15 protein-coding genes are annotated in these 14,877 nt (G+C 61.1%); 8 read left to right on the forward strand and 7 right to left on the reverse strand.

Annotation, left to right across the window (positions count from 1 at the left end):
* The first annotated feature begins 19 nt into the window (after nt 1–19).
* Nucleotides 20–727: a membrane integrity-associated transporter subunit PqiC gene (locus tag FPT15_RS08940; RefSeq protein ID WP_145160133.1), complete on the forward strand. Its 708-nt coding sequence runs from the start codon at nt 20–22 to the stop codon at nt 725–727.
* 207 nt (nt 728–934) lie between these two features.
* Here FPT15_RS08940 and FPT15_RS08945 read toward each other — a convergent pair whose 3' ends face one another.
* On the reverse strand, nt 935–2,467 hold the full coding sequence (locus FPT15_RS08945; RefSeq protein WP_145160135.1) for an AhpA/YtjB family protein: 1,533 nt from the start codon (nt 2,465–2,467) through the stop codon (nt 935–937).
* A 134-nt stretch (nt 2,468–2,601) separates the two neighbouring features.
* On the opposite strand from FPT15_RS08945, the gene serB reads away from it, so the two are divergent.
* Nucleotides 2,602–3,816: a phosphoserine phosphatase SerB gene (gene serB, locus FPT15_RS08950; protein WP_145160137.1), complete on the forward strand. Its 1,215-nt coding sequence runs from the start codon at nt 2,602–2,604 to the stop codon at nt 3,814–3,816.
* A gap of 61 nt (nt 3,817–3,877) precedes the next feature.
* Here serB and asd read toward each other — a convergent pair whose 3' ends face one another.
* Genes asd through FPT15_RS08965 form a run of 3 tightly spaced genes read right to left on the reverse strand, consistent with a single transcriptional unit; the run spans nt 3,878 to nt 7,163 of the window.
* On the reverse strand, nt 3,878–4,738 hold the full coding sequence (gene asd, locus FPT15_RS08955; protein ID WP_145160139.1) for an archaetidylserine decarboxylase: 861 nt from the start codon (nt 4,736–4,738) through the stop codon (nt 3,878–3,880).
* A gap of 16 nt (nt 4,739–4,754) precedes the next feature.
* On the reverse strand, nt 4,755–5,570 hold the full coding sequence (locus FPT15_RS08960) for a rhodanese-like domain-containing protein (protein ID WP_145160142.1): 816 nt from the start codon (nt 5,568–5,570) through the stop codon (nt 4,755–4,757).
* 57 nt (nt 5,571–5,627) lie between these two features.
* Entirely contained in the window at nt 5,628–7,163 is a 1,536-nt protein-coding gene (locus FPT15_RS08965; protein WP_145160143.1) for an HDOD domain-containing protein, read from the reverse strand.
* A 166-nt stretch (nt 7,164–7,329) separates the two neighbouring features.
* Here FPT15_RS08965 and motA point away from each other — a divergent pair, with 166 nt between their 5' ends.
* Entirely contained in the window at nt 7,330–8,181 is an 852-nt protein-coding gene (gene motA / locus FPT15_RS08970; protein ID WP_017138472.1) for a flagellar motor stator protein MotA, read from the forward strand.
* Nucleotides 8,182–8,184: 3 nt separating this feature from the next.
* Complete coding sequence (motB, locus tag FPT15_RS08975; RefSeq protein ID WP_145160146.1) at nt 8,185–9,207, forward strand: flagellar motor protein MotB; 1,023 nt, start codon at nt 8,185–8,187, stop codon at nt 9,205–9,207.
* 58 nt (nt 9,208–9,265) lie between these two features.
* On the opposite strand, the gene FPT15_RS08980 is transcribed toward motB, so the two are convergent.
* Both FPT15_RS08980 and rsgA read right to left on the reverse strand, forming a co-directional pair.
* On the reverse strand, nt 9,266–9,661 hold the full coding sequence (locus FPT15_RS08980; RefSeq protein ID WP_145160148.1) for a type II toxin-antitoxin system PemK/MazF family toxin: 396 nt from the start codon (nt 9,659–9,661) through the stop codon (nt 9,266–9,268).
* Nucleotides 9,662–9,947: 286 nt separating this feature from the next.
* Complete coding sequence (gene rsgA / locus FPT15_RS08985) at nt 9,948–10,979, reverse strand: small ribosomal subunit biogenesis GTPase RsgA (RefSeq protein WP_145160150.1); 1,032 nt, start codon at nt 10,977–10,979, stop codon at nt 9,948–9,950.
* A 108-nt stretch (nt 10,980–11,087) separates the two neighbouring features.
* Between rsgA and orn the strand changes: the two genes are divergently transcribed.
* Both orn and FPT15_RS08995 read left to right on the forward strand, forming a co-directional pair.
* A complete protein-coding gene (gene orn / locus FPT15_RS08990; protein ID WP_124416282.1) occupies nt 11,088–11,630 on the forward strand; it encodes an oligoribonuclease in 543 nt (180 codons plus the stop codon).
* A gap of 181 nt (nt 11,631–11,811) precedes the next feature.
* Nucleotides 11,812–12,429: a trimeric intracellular cation channel family protein gene (locus FPT15_RS08995; RefSeq protein WP_177410090.1), complete on the forward strand. Its 618-nt coding sequence runs from the start codon at nt 11,812–11,814 to the stop codon at nt 12,427–12,429.
* Here the strand turns inward: FPT15_RS08995 and queG are convergent.
* The gene (gene queG, locus FPT15_RS09000; RefSeq protein WP_145160152.1) at nt 12,426–13,490 is read right to left on the reverse strand and encodes a tRNA epoxyqueuosine(34) reductase QueG; all 1,065 of its coding nucleotides are present in this window, start codon (nt 13,488–13,490) and stop codon (nt 12,426–12,428) included. The two genes, FPT15_RS08995 and queG, sit on opposite strands and share 4 nt — an antisense overlap.
* A 63-nt stretch (nt 13,491–13,553) precedes the next feature.
* Here queG and FPT15_RS09005 point away from each other — a divergent pair, with 63 nt between their 5' ends.
* Nucleotides 13,554–14,414, forward strand: coding sequence for an NAD(P)H-hydrate dehydratase (locus FPT15_RS09005; protein WP_145160154.1), 861 nt, complete (start codon nt 13,554–13,556; stop codon nt 14,412–14,414).
* Complete coding sequence (gene tsaE / locus FPT15_RS09010) at nt 14,402–14,872, forward strand: tRNA (adenosine(37)-N6)-threonylcarbamoyltransferase complex ATPase subunit type 1 TsaE (protein WP_145160157.1); 471 nt, start codon at nt 14,402–14,404, stop codon at nt 14,870–14,872. Before FPT15_RS09005 ends, tsaE begins: the two co-directional genes overlap by 13 nt.
* Nucleotides 14,873–14,877 lie beyond the last annotated feature (5 nt).

The following is a 14,877-nucleotide window of genomic DNA, read 5'->3' on the forward strand; positions in this document are numbered from 1 at the left end:
CAGCCACCTGGATGGGATGATGACTGCTCCACGCCTTCCTTTATTTTTGATGCTCGCTGGCCTTTTGGGGCTGGCGGGTTGCAGCACGCACCAACCGGTGTCGCTGTACCAGCTGGACAGCGGAAGTCCAGCTCAGCCGGCGCAAACCGCTGGCATGGCCGTATTGCTTGGCCCGGTGGTCGTTGCCGATTACCTGCAACGCGAAACCCTGCTGCAACGTCAGAACGACGGCAGCCTGCAAGGTTCCACTGACGGCCGTTGGGCGGGCAGCTTGTCGTCCGACATCAACCAGCTGATGTTGCGCCAGGTGGCCGGTCATCTGGACAGTCAGCGTGTGGTGCTCGCGCCTGCGCCAACCGGCTTTACTCCGGATGTGCAGGTGTTGCTGACCATTACGCGGCTTGACTCGGGCGCCTCGCAGCCGGCCATCCTCGACGCGCAGTGGCGTCTGATCGACCGCCGTGGCCAGGTGCGCGACAACCGCATCGTGCATTTGCAGGAAGAACACAGCGGCACCACCGCGTCCCAGGTCCAGGCCCAGGGCGTGTTGTTGCAGCATCTGGCGCAGCAGTTGTCGGTGGCGCTCAAGCCATTGGCCAACCAGCCGCCGATTGCCGAGGCACCGCGCAAGCAAGCCCCGGCTCAGGCCAAGCCCGCAGCGCCGGAAAAGCCGAAGATGCCGATGGCTACGCCGATTCGTACGGACATGGAAGTGTTCAGGTTCTGATCTGAATCGCAGACAAACAAAAGGCCCGCTTATTCAGCGGGCCTTTTTGTTTGTCTGCGATTCGAGCCATGCTGAAGATCAACTGTGGGAGCGGGCTTGCCCGCGAATGCGTTGGATCAGTCGATAAGTCTGGCGACTGACACACCGACTTCGCGAGCAAACCCGCTCCCCCACAAGCCCACTGCTCAGTGGGCTGGGCGGTGTTCCTCAGGGCTTGGTACGGGTCTCATGCATCCGCGCCAACTGCCGCTCCAGCATCGACGGATACGGCTCCATCAGGCGTTCCACACAGCTGGCGCCTTCAGGGCTGGCAATCGGGCGGATACGCGCGCGTTGGCGAATCAGCGTGTCTTCGCTGATCTTGCGCTCCACCAGCAGCAGGTTGCGGCTGTGTTGCGACAAGGCCAGCGCATCCTGGGCGATTTCAGTCAGCAGCAGGTCGATCTGGCTCATGCCAAACAGATCATCGCCCACGGTCAAACCAAGCTGCAGTTGCAAGGTGATGCCGCTGTCGGCCACTTCGATCTGCAGAGCATGGCCCAGTGCGCGCAACAACTCACCGCAGCAAATAGCGTTGGTCAGGTAATCTTCGCCGCTGTCTTCGCTGTGGAACAGCATCAGCGTGCTGCCGTCATTCAGGGTGTGCAGCTCGCTCTGATACAGCGAGGCGGCCTGGTCCAGGCAGTCGCGGTAGCGTTCCAGCAATTCCGTCAGGCGGGCGCGGGGCAGGCGGCGCAGTTGGTCCTGGGCGCCCAGTTGCACGGCCAATACGGCGCTGTGCTGAGGCTCTGCGTTCTTCACCGGTTCAGGCTTAGGCGCAACCGCCGGGGTGGCGGCCGAGGTATCGCGCAGGTCGGAGAACGGGTCTTCATCATCCAGTTCATCTTCCTCAGCCTTGATGACCTGGCGGGGCGCGGGCTTGAGGCCTGCCACCGGGGCACTTTCGTCAAAGCCCGGATCACGCAGGTCGCGCACTTCAAACTCGGGTTCGTCGTCGTACTCGGTATCGTCGTACTCGGGCTCGGGTTCGACCTCGGGCGCTACCGGCTCGGGAGCGAAACTGGCGTGAAGCTGGCGGGCGAGGTCGCCGATCTCATCCTGGCGATCAGTGGCCGGGGTGTGTTCGTCAATATCGCGCAGCCAGATGCGCAGTTGCATTAGCGGCGTGGAGATATGCCGGCCCAGGCGCAAGCTCAAGGCCAGGGCCAATGCCAGCAGGATCGCACTGAGGATGCCCATGCTTTGCAGGCTGATGGTCATCGGCTGCTGGAATTGCTGCATGTCCAGGCTGATGCGCAGTTGGCCGGCCTTCACATCCTGAAACGTGATGTTGCTCGAATACAAACCTTCGGCTTCACCCAGCAGGCCGTTTTTCGGGCGTTGCCCGGCTTCGGCCATGATCCGGTTGTCCACGCTGTAGATCGCGGCGTGGGCCACCAACGGGTTCTTGGTCAGGTTGTTGAGCAGCACGTTGAGGCTGAGAATGTCGTTGGACACCAGCAGCTCAGTCGCAGACGTGGCGGTCTGAGTGGTCAGGCTCTCGCCCAGGGCGTCGGCTTGCTCGTGCATGGCCTGCTTGAACTGCAAGCCCATCACGCAGGCATAGATCACCAGGGCCAGAGCGACCAGGATCACGTTATGGCTGGCGATGCGTAATGCGATCGGTACACGGCGGTGGCGCAGTGCCCGGAAGATCAGCAGGAAGAAGTTATCGGTTTTTACTGGCGTAGGCCGGTTCACTTGAGCTCGGCTCTTTAGTCCGTGAAGTTGACGCGCAGTATAGCGACAGGCCTGGGACCGGCAAAGCGCTGGCTGTGCCCGATGGTCACTGAAAGTGGGTAGAATGCGGTTTTTTTCCAGCCTGGGGGTGCGCTTTGCGCGAAATTGTCCTGATAAACATCACAGGTGTTGACCGACCGGGTCTCACCGCAGCCATTACCGGTGTGCTGGCCCAGGGTGGTGTGAACATTCTCGACATCGGCCAGGCGGTGATCCACGACACCCTGTCGTTCGGCATCCTCGTGGAAATCCCGAGTACCGAACAGGCTTCGTCGGTGCTCAAGGACATCCTGTTTACGGCGTATAAGCTCGATCAGCAGGTGCGTTTCACCCCGGTCTCCGAAGCCGACTACCAGCATTGGGTCGACGGCCAGGGCAAAAAACGCCACATCGTGACGCTGCTGACCCGCAAGGTCACCGCCGAGCAGTTGCAGCGCGTCAGCTCGATTACCGCCCAGTACGGGTTGAATATTGATCATATCGACCGTCTGTCGGGTCGCATGCCGCTCGATACGCCAGCCGACAAGGGCAAGGGCTGCATCGAGTTTTCCGTGCGCGGCGAACCGGCGGACCCGCAAGCCCTGCGCGCCGAGTTCTTGAGCGTGGCGCAGGAGCTGAATGTCGACATCGCCTTCCAGGAAGACTCGCTGTTCCGCCGTAACCGCCGCCTGGCGGTGTTCGACATGGACTCCACGCTGATTGAAGCCGAAGTCATCGACGAGTTGGCCAAGGCTGCCGGTGTGGGCGAGCAAGTGTCTGAAATCACCGAGCGCGCCATGGCCGGTGAGCTGGATTTCCGTGCCAGCTTCAAAGAGCGCCTGGCGCTGCTCAAAGGCCTGGATGTGGGTGTGCTGGACTCGATCGGCGCCTCGCTGCGCCTGACCGAAGGCGCCGAAACCTTGTTCGCCGAACTCAAGCGCCTGGGCTACAAGACCGCGATTCTATCGGGCGGCTTTACCTACTTCGCCAAGCAACTGCAGGCCAAGCTGGGCATCGACTATGTGTTCGCCAACGAGCTGGAAGTGGTGGATGGCAAGGTGACGGGCGTGGCGGTGGAGCCGATTGTCGACGCGCAGCGCAAGGCGGATCTGCTGAGGGAATTGGCCCATAAGGAAGGTTTGCGTCTGGAACAGACCATTGCGGTCGGTGACGGCGCCAATGACTTGCCGATGCTGGCGATTGCCGGCTTGGGTGTGGCGTTCCGCGCCAAGCCGCTGGTCAAGCAATCGGCCAAGCAGGCGATCTCGACGTTGGGCCTGGATGGCGTGTTGTACCTGCTGGGCTTGCGCGACCGCGACGGTCAGTTGTAACTGGCAAAACGCAGTTAAAAATGTGGGAGGGGGCTCGCCCCCTCCCACATTGGGTTCGGTGTCAGGCTTTAGGAGCGGCGATGCCTTGGCCCATCTGCACCGGCGTACCCGCCACCAGTTCTTCAGCCCACTTAACCTGATCCGGCCCGAACAGCACAATTGCAGTCGAACCCAGCTTGAAGCGGCCCAGCTCCGCGCCTTTCTCCAAGTGAATCGGTGCGCGTGCAGCCTCGTCGTAGCGGAAGGTTTTCAGCTCGCGTTTTGGCGGCGTCACCAGCCCGGCCCATACGGTTTCAATCGACGCGACGATCATCGCACCTACCAACACTACAGCCATCGGGCCGCGTTCGGTGTCGAACAGGCAGACAACACGTTCGTTACGGGCAAACAGCTCAGGCACGTTTTCGGCGGTGGTCTGGTTGACCGAGAAAATCCGACCCGGCACGTAGACCATCTCGCGAAGCGTGCCGGCCAGCGGCATATGCACGCGGTGGTAGTCCTTTGGTGACAGATAAATAGTGGCGAAATCACCGCCCATAAACGGTGCAGCCAATGCTGCATCGCCGCCCAGCAATTCCAGCACGCTGAAGCTGTGGCCCTTGGCCTGGAACACACGGCCGTGTTCGATTGGGCCAAGCTGGCTGACGGCGCCGTCGGCCGGGCTGAGTACCGCGCCTGGGGTTTGATCCAGCGGGCGCGCGCCGTCTTTCAAGGCGCGGGTGAAGAAGGCGTTGAAATGCTCGTAGGCGGTCAAGTCTTCAACCAGGGCTTGGGACATATCCACCTGGTAGCGCCTGGCGAACCAGGCGGTGAAGGCGTTCTTGAACCAGCGCACGCGGCACTCGGCGATGCAGCCGGCCAGTCGCGAGAGCAAGTGGTGTGGCAGCAAGTACTGGCTGAGGATAAACAACTGCTTTTTCATTAACTGTCCTTAAACCTTAAATCTCAACGGGGGTGTCGGGGTGGTTGCCCCATTCGGCCCAGGAACCGGCATAACCTTTGACTCGCGGATAACCGAGCGCCTTGGCCACCAGGTAGGTGAAGCCAGAGCGGTGGTGAGTCTGGCAGTGGGTGATGATTTCTTTGTCTTTGGTCAACCCGAGGTCTTCGAGGATCTGCGGCATGTCGCGGCGGATGCGCAGGTTGCGCGCCTTATCCATGCCGGCGGTCCATTCGAAGTTCACCGCGCCGGGGATGTGTCCGCCCTTGGCGGCGAGCACTTTCTCGCCGGAATATTCCAGCGGGCCGCGGGCATCCCAGATACCCAGGTCGGCTGCGCCGAGTCGGCTTTGCAGGTATTCGCGAGTGGCCGTGGGGCCGTCATGCAGCGTGAGGCTGACAGGGCCGCCGACGGGGGCGGGCACTTCGGTGGAAACTGGGTATTTCTCTTCCAGCCAGGCCAGCAGGCCGCCGTCCAGGTAGTGGTATTTCTGGTGGCCGATCACGTCGAGCATCCAGATGAAGCGCCCGGCCCAGCCGCCGCCTTCGTCGTCGTAGACCACGTAGGTGGCATCCGGAGTGTGGCCCAGTTCGCCGAACAGTTTTTCGAGGTCGGCCTTGGGCGGCAGCAAACCGGGTGCGGGCGCCTGGCCCAGTTGGGTGCGCTTGGGGTCAACGAAATGCGCGCCGGGGATATGCCCTTCGGCGTAGCGGGCGGCACTGGTGAGGTCCACCAGAATCAGGTGTTCAGCATCCAGTTGACCGAGCAGGTCGCTGGACTCGATCACCAGCGGCAAGCCAGAGAAGTCAGGCATGTGAGGTCTCCTGGGCACAATTGTTGGCGATAAAAGAGGGCGATTGTAGCGCAAGCATCAAGCGCTGCGGTTGGTAAAGCTGTGCAGCGCTTTCTCGATGCATTGAGCGGTTTTGCCGAAGGCCTGCACGGTGGTTTCCGAGAACGGCCCGCCGCCCTGATCGGCGACCATCAGCATCACGACCTTGCCGTTGCAGCTCAAGGAACGCAGCAACAGGTGTTCGCCATTGAACAGACGGCGCAGGATCGGCGGCAGCAAGGCTGAGAACTGTGCGTGATTGTCTGGCGTGAGGCGTACCTGGGCAGACTTTTCCAGCAGGCGCTGCAGCAGCGTGCTGTTGACCACATCCAGGCTCAGGTTCGCCGCGTCCTTGGGCAAGCCGTCGGCCTGGTGCACGCGCAAGGTGCTCAAGGCGCGGTCCGCCATGAACAACAAGACGCGCTGCATGCCACTGGCGACCAAGGCTTCTCGGGCACAGGTGGTCAGGTGCATGGCATTGGCAAAACGGCTCGGTTCGACCAGCAGCTCGGTGCAACGCTTGCGCCACACGGCGAGTGCTTCGGCAGTGGGCGGCGGCGCCGGCAACAGGCCGCGATGGATTTTCTGCACATGCCACGGCCAGATCAGCGACAACGCCGGGTGCCAGAGGTCAGGCATCAAGGTCGTGCGTGCGCTGGTCACCGCTTGCTGGTGAACCTGTTGCTGCACGTCACTCAGCGGCTCTTGCAGGTACAGCGCGGTGAGGTACTGCCAGCGCTCGGTGTGCGGGCAGGTCCAGGATTCCTGCGCCGACATCGCCAGGCCGTTGGCCAGCAGCACAGTGTTGGCCGGCTGGTTCAGCCAGCGGCGCAGGTTGGGTTCGGCGTCGAGCAATTGCTGTTGGCGCAGCGCGTCGTCTTCACGGGCGATGTGCAGCGCCTTGACCAGCAAGCGCTGTTCGGTCAGCAGCAGGTTGTAGCCTTGGGAGACCCAGATCGGCAGGTGCCAAGCCTCGGTCAAACCGCGGCACAAGTCCAGCAGGCGTACGCCGAACAGTGCCTGTTCGACCTTGTGTGCCGACTGGCCTTTGTGGATCACCCGCAGTTCCCATTCTTCCAGAAGCTTGGGGTAGGCGACGGCCATCGGCCACAGCGGCGACAGAAACAGCAGGCTGCCCCAATGAATGTCTTGCCACAACCGCGCGAGGCGGCTGGCGAACAAACCGTTGGCTTGCTGGGAAGCGTGCTGGCTCACCAGCAGCAGTTGGCGCAGGGCCACCGGAATGTCTTTTTCCGGCACCGAGGGCAGGCGCGCCAGCAACTCCTCGGCGCGTTTGAGGCCGAGGCGGTTGAGCGCCACTTCGAGGTTTTCCGCCGGCCCTGACAGGCTGCCATGGGCCTGGTCGTTGGCCTCGCGCATCACGCTGAGCACCAGCGCCGGGCTGTGTTGCATCAGCTCGGCAATATCCCGTAAAGAACTACGGCTATCGCGGATGGCCTTGCACACGCGTTCGTGACTAGCCTGAGGAACAGGCAGCAGCACATCGTCCAGGCGCTTTATCCAAGCCGCGAGGGTAGTGGGTTTTGTTGTTGGAACTGTCGTTTCATTAGCCATGATTGGGGCGCGATCATCACTTGCGTTCTACACGCCCGGAACGGGCCGAATTGGCTTTTCGCCTTAACGGGCTATAGTCTGGCGCAGTTTTGCCGATAAGTAGAACAAGAGTTTTCAGCTTCACCCAATATGTCCATGAACCCGACGGCGCAAGTACCAATCTCCTATGGCTAAAATTATCGGCATCATCGTCGTCATCGCAAGTGTGCTCGGTGGGTACGTCCTGTCCCACGGTAAAATTGCCGCGCTGATCCAGCCCTTCGAAGTGTTGATCATCGGCGGTGCCGCGTTTGGCGCATTCCTGCAGGCCAACCCCGGCTACATGACCATGCACGTGATCAAGAAGTCGCTGGGCATGTTCAGCTCGCGCTTTTCCCACACCTTTTATTTGGAAGTGCTGGGACTGATCTACGAGATCCTCAACAAGAGTCGTCGCGAAGGCATGATGGCCATCGAGGGCGACATCGAAGACGCCGCCGCCAGCCCGATTTTCGCCAAGTACCCGGCGGTGCTCAAAGATGAGCGCATGACCGCCTACATCTGCGATTACCTGCGCATCATGTCCTCCGGCAACATGGCGCCGCACGAGTTGGAAGGCCTGTTCGACATGGAGCTGTTCAGCCTTAAGGAAGAGCTGGAGCATCCGTCCCACGCCGTGACCGGCGTTGCCGACGGCATGCCCGGTTTCGGTATCGTCGCGGCGGTACTCGGCATCGTGGTGACCATGGCATCCCTGGGCGAAGGCGACCAGAAGGCCATCGGCATGCACGTGGGCGCGGCCCTGGTGGGTACCTTCTTCGGTATTCTCGCCGCTTACGGCTTCTTCGGCCCACTGGCCACTTCCCTGGCGCACGATGCCAAGGAAGAAGTGAATTTGTACGAAGCGATCAAGGCCTGCCTGGTGGCTTCGGCGTCCGGCATGCCGCCATCGCTGGCAGTGGAGTTCGGGCGCAAGGTGCTGTACCCGAAACATCGCCCAAGTTTTGCCGAGCTGGAACAAGCGGTTCGCGGTCGCTAAATCATGGAAAACAACCAGCCGATAATCATCAAGCGCGTCAAGCGCTTCGCTGCGGGGCACCATGGCGGCGCCTGGAAAATCGCCTTCGCCGACTTTGCCACGGCGATGATGGCGTTCTTCCTGGTGCTGTGGCTGATGTCCACCGCCACGCCCGAACAGAAGATCGCCATCGCCGGTTACTTCAAAGACCCGATTGGCTTTTCGGAAAGCGGCACGCCGTTTGTGATTGACCTGGGCGGCTCGCCGCAGCTGGCGCCTGAGCGCACCATCAACCCGGAGGTCAAGACCGAAGCGCCGCAGGAAAAAATCCCGATCGAGCGCGACACCGTCGAATCGATGGCCGAGCAGGTCGAGCAGGAACGCCTGGAATTGTTGCTGCAGGAACTGCAGACCAAGGTTGAAGAGAACCCGCAGTTGCTGAAGTTCAAGGATCAGATTTCTTTCGAGATCACGCCGGAAGGCTTGCGCATCCAGATCACCGACGCCGCCAACCGGCCGATGTTCGACTCCGGCAGCGCGCGCCTGAAACCGTACTTTGAAGACATCCTGCTGGCCATGGCTGACACCATCAAGGCGGTGCCGAACAAGATCAGCATCAGCGGCCACACTGACGCCAAGCCGTATGCGGGCCAGGGTGACTTCGGCAACTGGGAACTCTCGGCCAACCGCGCCAACGCCGCCCGCCGTGCGCTGGTAGCGGGCAGCTACCCGGACCCGCAAGTGGCGCGCGTGGTGGGTTTTGCGTCGTCGCAGCTGTTTGATCCTAAAGACCCGTTCAACCCGATCAACCGTCGGATTGATATTGTCGTGCTGACCAAAAAGGCCCAGCGTGCGATCGAAGGCGATCAGGGCGCAGCGCCGGCGGCACCGGCCCAAGGCGAGGGCGCACCGGGCGAAGTGCCGGCCGACCCGAACGCGATTCCGCCAGGGCAGGAGCCGCTGCCGGCCCACGAGCTGCGGCAGAAGCTGAACCTGTTTGATGATGGTGGGGTGAAAGATCCTACGGCGCCTGCGCCAGGCTCCTAGTGGTATTTACACAGCATCAATGAAAACGCCCCGATAATCGGGGCGTTTTCAATTCTGCTCAGAGTGGCAGGTAGGCTTTGATACCACTGATTACGCCTCGCATGTCATCGCTGCACAGGCGCGGCACGAAATACTCTCGTCCTTTGGCGCGTGTTTTTCTGTGGAGTTTGTCGAGGCGTTCGAAGCTGACGGTATAAATCATGTCGCACTTCACCCAGAGCTGTTTATAGCCATCGGATTGAAGGGGATTGGTTCGCAACAGATGGTGCCAGTCGTGCTGGATATCTGGCGCGGTGGAGGAGATCGGCACCACTGTGCAGAGCTTGCGGCTGTGGGTTGCGGTGGGGGATATCACTACGACTTTGCGGATCTTCAGCATTTCCGGAGCCACAAAGCCGCGGGTGAAGTCGCAGAGCAGCACATCGCCTTGTTTGGGGTGATAGTAGAGAGCCAAGTGTTAATTCCCCACAAAAAGCAAAGCCGCCCGAAGGCGGCTTCATTCGACACGCAGCGGAGCTTGCTTCGCCCCTTCTGCGCCGCTGGATCAACCCCGAAAAGGATCCAGACTCCTGCCAGCTTTCGCTGGTGACGGAGCAATTATGGGCATCGGGAAATCCGAATACAAGCTGGCTTGTGCGTATGAGCCACCCAGTTGGTCCGGATTCTTGATGCCTGCTCCTACTAAATCAATGGGCTAGGGCCTGCAGTGCCCTAGTTTATGTGTGTCAAGAAATGGATGGTCAGTAACTGCTCTCGGGCAAGCTCGCAATAATCGACCGATAGCTGTTCATGCGCTGCTGCTGAACGCGACCATCTTCCAGCGCCTTGAGCAGTGCACAGCCCGGCTCGCGGTCGTGTTTGCAGTCGCGGAAGCGGCAGGTGCCGATCAGGTCGTTGAACTCGATGAAACCCGCTTCCACATCGGCACGGCTGACGTGGCCGAGGCCGAATTCACGGATGCCTGGGGAGTCGATCAGTTCGCCGCCGCCGGGGAAGTGGAACAACCGCGCGGTGGTGGTGGTGTGGGTGCCCTGGCCGGACAGTTCCGACAGCGGGCCCACGCGTGTGTCGACTTCCGGCAGCAAGCTGTTGACCAGCGACGACTTGCCCACGCCCGACTGGCCGACGAACACACTGATGCGCCCGTCCAACTGCTGTTGCAGCTGTTCCATGCCATTGCCGTGATGCGCCGAGACTTCCAGCACCGGGTAACCCAGCGTGCGGTAGACCGCCAGCAGCGAGTTGAGCGCCGGGGCGTTTTGCTCGTCGATCAAGTCGAACTTGTTCAACAGCAACAGCGGGCGAATGCCGGCATGCTCGGCCGCGACCAGGTAACGGTCGATCAGATTGGCATGCGGCTCGGGCAGCGGCGCGAACACGATCACGATCATGTCGACGTTGGCGGCCACCGGCTTGAGCTGGCCGCGGCTGTCAGGGCGACGCAATTCGGTGGTGCGGGGCAACTGGGCGACGATCACGCCGATCCCCTGGTTGCCGGCGCGCCACACGACCTTGTCGCCGGTCACCAGCGCAGGCAGGTTGGCGCGCAAGTGGCAGCGGGAAACAGAGCCTGCGAGTTCGCCTTCCAGCGCCTCGACTTCGACCTGCACACCAAAGTGCGCGATCACCAGGCCCGTCTGTTCGGGGCCCAGGTCGCCGCCCTCGAGCGCCTCTACGGCGGAGGATTCACGTTTGGCGGCGCGAGCTGCGCGTTCACCTTGGATCTTTTCGATGCGCCAGTTTTGGCGACGATTGAGCTGGCGTTTGGCCATGGGTGTTCCGTGTCGATAATGCAAAAGTTAGGTAAAACGGTCGCGAGTCTAGCACGCCCCTGCCTGCTAAACTGCGCAGCTACGCCAAGGTGCCAAGAGAATCAAGCCATGCAAAACCCACAGAACCTGATTTGGATCGATCTGGAAATGACCGGTCTGAACCCCGACACCGACGTCATCATCGAGATGGCGACGATTGTCACCGACAGCAATCTCAACACCTTGGCCGAAGGTCCGGTGATCGCCATTCACCACAGCGACGCCGTACTCGCCACCATGGATGAATGGAACACGCGCACCCACGGCAACTCCGGCCTGACCCAGCGGGTGCGAGACAGCCGCATCAGCATGCGCGACGCCGAAGCTGAAACCATCGCCTTCCTGGAAAAATGGGTGCCCAAGGGCAAGTCGCCCATCTGCGGCAATAGCATCTGCCAGGATCGCCGCTTCCTTTATACGCACATGAAAGCGCTGGAAAGCTACTTCCACTACCGCAACCTGGATGTGTCGACGCTCAAAGAGCTGGCCGCACGCTGGGCGCCGGAAGTCAAAGACAGCTTCCATAAAGGCAGCACGCATTTGGCGTTGGATGACATTCGCGAGTCGATTGCTGAGCTGCAGCATTACCGTAAGCATTTCATCAAGGCTTGAATCTGTGGCGCCTAGCCCGGCGCCATCGCAGGCAAGCCAGCACCCACATTTTGATGTGTGAATACATTCAAGTGTGGGAGCTGGCTTGCCTGCGATGCTGTTGACGCGGTCTTTCGCCTGGCGCCCCCTTTTGGTGCCATCACCAAATGATTAGACTGCGCGCCTCATTGCAAGGATCGCCATCATGCTGTTGATGCTCTACCTCATCGCCATCACCGCCGAAGCCATGACCGGCGCGCTGTCCGCCGGGCGGCGTGGCATGGACTGGTTTGGGGTGGTGCTGATTGCTTGCGTCACGGCATTGGGCGGTGGTTCGGTGCGCGATGTGTTGCTTGGGCATTACCCGTTGACCTGGGTCAAACACCCGGAATACCTGGTGCTGACCTCCATCGCTGCGTTGGTGACGATTTTTATCGCACCGTTGATGCGCCACCTGCGTTCACTGTTCCTGGCGCTGGACGCCGTGGGCCTGGTGGCGTTCACCTTGATCGGCTGCATGACCGCCCTGGAAATGGGCCACGGCATGTTGGTGGCGTCGGTCAGCGGCGTGATCACTGGCGTATTTGGCGGCATCCTGCGGGATATTTTCTGCAACGACATCCCGCTGATCTTCCGCCGCGAGCTGTACGCCAGCGTGTCGTTCCTTGCCGCCTGGTTCTACATGCTGTGCCTTTATCTGCAGTTACCCAGCGAGCAAGCGATTCTGCTGACCTTGTTCAGCGGCTTTCTGTTGCGCCTGCTGGCCATCCGTTTTCACTGGGAAATGCCCAAGTTCGTCTACAACGACGACGTGCACTAGCGCGTAGCGTGCTGGTTGAGCGCCCACTCGACGTGTTCGCGCACCAAGTCCGATGGGTAATCCCGGCGTGCTTTCAAGGCTTCCAGCACCACAATGCTGGAGGGCGCATTGCCCAGCCCAACGGCCAGGTTGCGCAGCCAGCGTTCATAACCGGCGCGGCGTAGTGGCGAACCTTCGGTGCTGCTGAGGAATTTATCCTCGTCCCACATAAACAGTTCGGCCAGCTCGGCGTTATCCAGATTGTGCCGAGGCTTGAAATCGCCTTCGTCGGTAGGTCGGGCGAAACGATTCCACGGGCAAACGATCTGACAGTCATCGCAGCCGAACACGCGGTTGCCGATCAGCGGGCGCAGGTCTTCAGGAATCGAGCTTTTGAGCTCGATGGTGAGGTAGGAAATGCAGCGTCGTGCGTCCAGTACATAGGGGCCGACAAACGCGTTGGTGGGGCAGATATCCAGGCAAGCAGTGCAGCGGCCGCAGTGCTCGGTGGCGTGAGGCGGATCTACCGGCAGTGGCAAATCGACAAACAGCTCGCTGAGGAAGAAATAGCTGCCGGCCTTGCGATTGAGCACCAGGGTGTTTTTGCCGATCCAGCCGAGACCGGCTTGCTCGGCAATGGCTTTTTCCAGCACCGGCGCGCTGTCGACAAACGCGCGAAAGCCAAACGGGCCGATCTGGGCCTGAATGCGATCGGCCAGTTGCTGCACGCGCTTGCGGATCAGCTTGTGGTAGTCGCGGCCGAGGGCGTAACGGGATATGTAGGCTTTTTCTGGCTTGGCCAGCAACTGCGCCATTTGGGTGTCGCCTGGCAGATAATCCATGCGCAGCGAGACCACGCGCAGCGTGCCCGGCACCAGTTCATCGGGGTGCGAGCGTTTGCTGCCATGGGCGCCCATGTAGCCCATCTCGCCGTGGTAGCCCGCGTCGAGCCAGCGTTGCAGGTGCTGTTCATGCTCGCCCAGGTCCAGGCCGCTGATGCCGACTTGTTGAAAGCCCAGCTCGCGGCCCCAGTCTTTGATCGATTGGGCGAGGGCGGGCAGATCGGTGGTGATGGCAGGCATGAGACGAGGGAAACCGCAGGTGAGATAGGTATAATTCTGCCAGACATCGGAGCTTGAAGACGCATGCCGCAGACAAAACACGCAATAACCGACGTACAGCCGCTGTTGCACGGCCATTTGCCGCAACTGGCTGCACGCTCCCCGGATGCCCATAAAGGCCAGTTCGGTCACCTGCTGGTCATCGGCGGCGACCACGGCTTTGGCGGCGCCGCGCTGCTGAGCGCCGAAAGCGCCTTGCGCAGCGGCGCGGGCATGGTCTCGCTGGCCACCCGCCCTGAGCACGTCCCCGCCGCACTGGCGCGCCTGCCGGAAGTCATGACGGTTGGCGTGAGTTCGGCCAATCAGTTGATGGGGCTGCTGGAAAAAATTTCGGTGATCGTCATCGGTCCAGGCCTCGCAGAGGCGTCCTGGGGCAAAAGCCTGTTATCCGTCGCCGCTAACGCCAAACAGGCGCAAGTCTGGGATGCGGACGCCTTGAATCAACTGGCTACCGGCAGCGTCAGCCTGCCGGCCAACTCGGTGATCACGCCACATCCTGTCGAAGCAGCGCGCTTGATGGGCATGAAGACAGCCGAGGTTCAGGCCGATCGCCTTAAGGTGGCGCGCGCGTTGAGCCAGAAATTCAATGCAGTGGCTATTCTCAAGGGTGCTGGCAGTTTGATTGCCAGCCCGGACGGACGTGTTTCGCGCTGTGACCAGGGCCACCCGGCGATGGCCTCGGCGGGCCTGGGCGATGTGCTGAGTGGCCTGGTCGGCGCGTTGCTGGCCCAAGGCATGCCGGCTTATGAAGCCAGCTGCCTGGCGGTGTGGTTGCACGCCACGGCGGGTGATCGCCAAGGCACTTTCGGTCGCGGGCTGGCTGCGAGCGACCTGATACCTGCCATTCGTCAATTGCTGGAGGAGCAGTCACCGTGTCTGAAGTAACGCTTTTTCTGGGCGATGAAGACGCCATGGTTGCGTTCGGAAATCGCATTGCCCAAGTCACAAACGGCGCGGGGCTGATCTTTCTCGAAGGCGACCTGGGGGCGGGCAAGACCACGCTGTCACGCGGCATTATTCGCGGGTTGGGCCACACGGGCGCGGTAAAAAGCCCGACGTTCACCCTGGTCGAACCCTACGAGATCGGTAGGGTTCGCGCCTTCCATTTCGACCTGTATCGTCTGGTCGATCCGGAAGAACTGGAATACATGGGCATCCGTGATTACTTCGACGAAGACGCTTTGTGCCTGATCGAGTGGCCAGATAAAGGCACAGGCTTTTTGCCAAAGCCGGACCTGACCATTACCATTACGCCGCATGACCACGGACGTCAGCTGAAGTTGTTGCCCCAGAGCGCGCGCGGTGAGTCGTGGTGCGCCGCTCTGGCACTGGAATTCAAATAAAATTG

It is taken from the genome of Pseudomonas sp. RGB, from assembly GCF_007713445.1.
Classification (GTDB): domain Bacteria; phylum Pseudomonadota; class Gammaproteobacteria; order Pseudomonadales; family Pseudomonadaceae; genus Aquipseudomonas.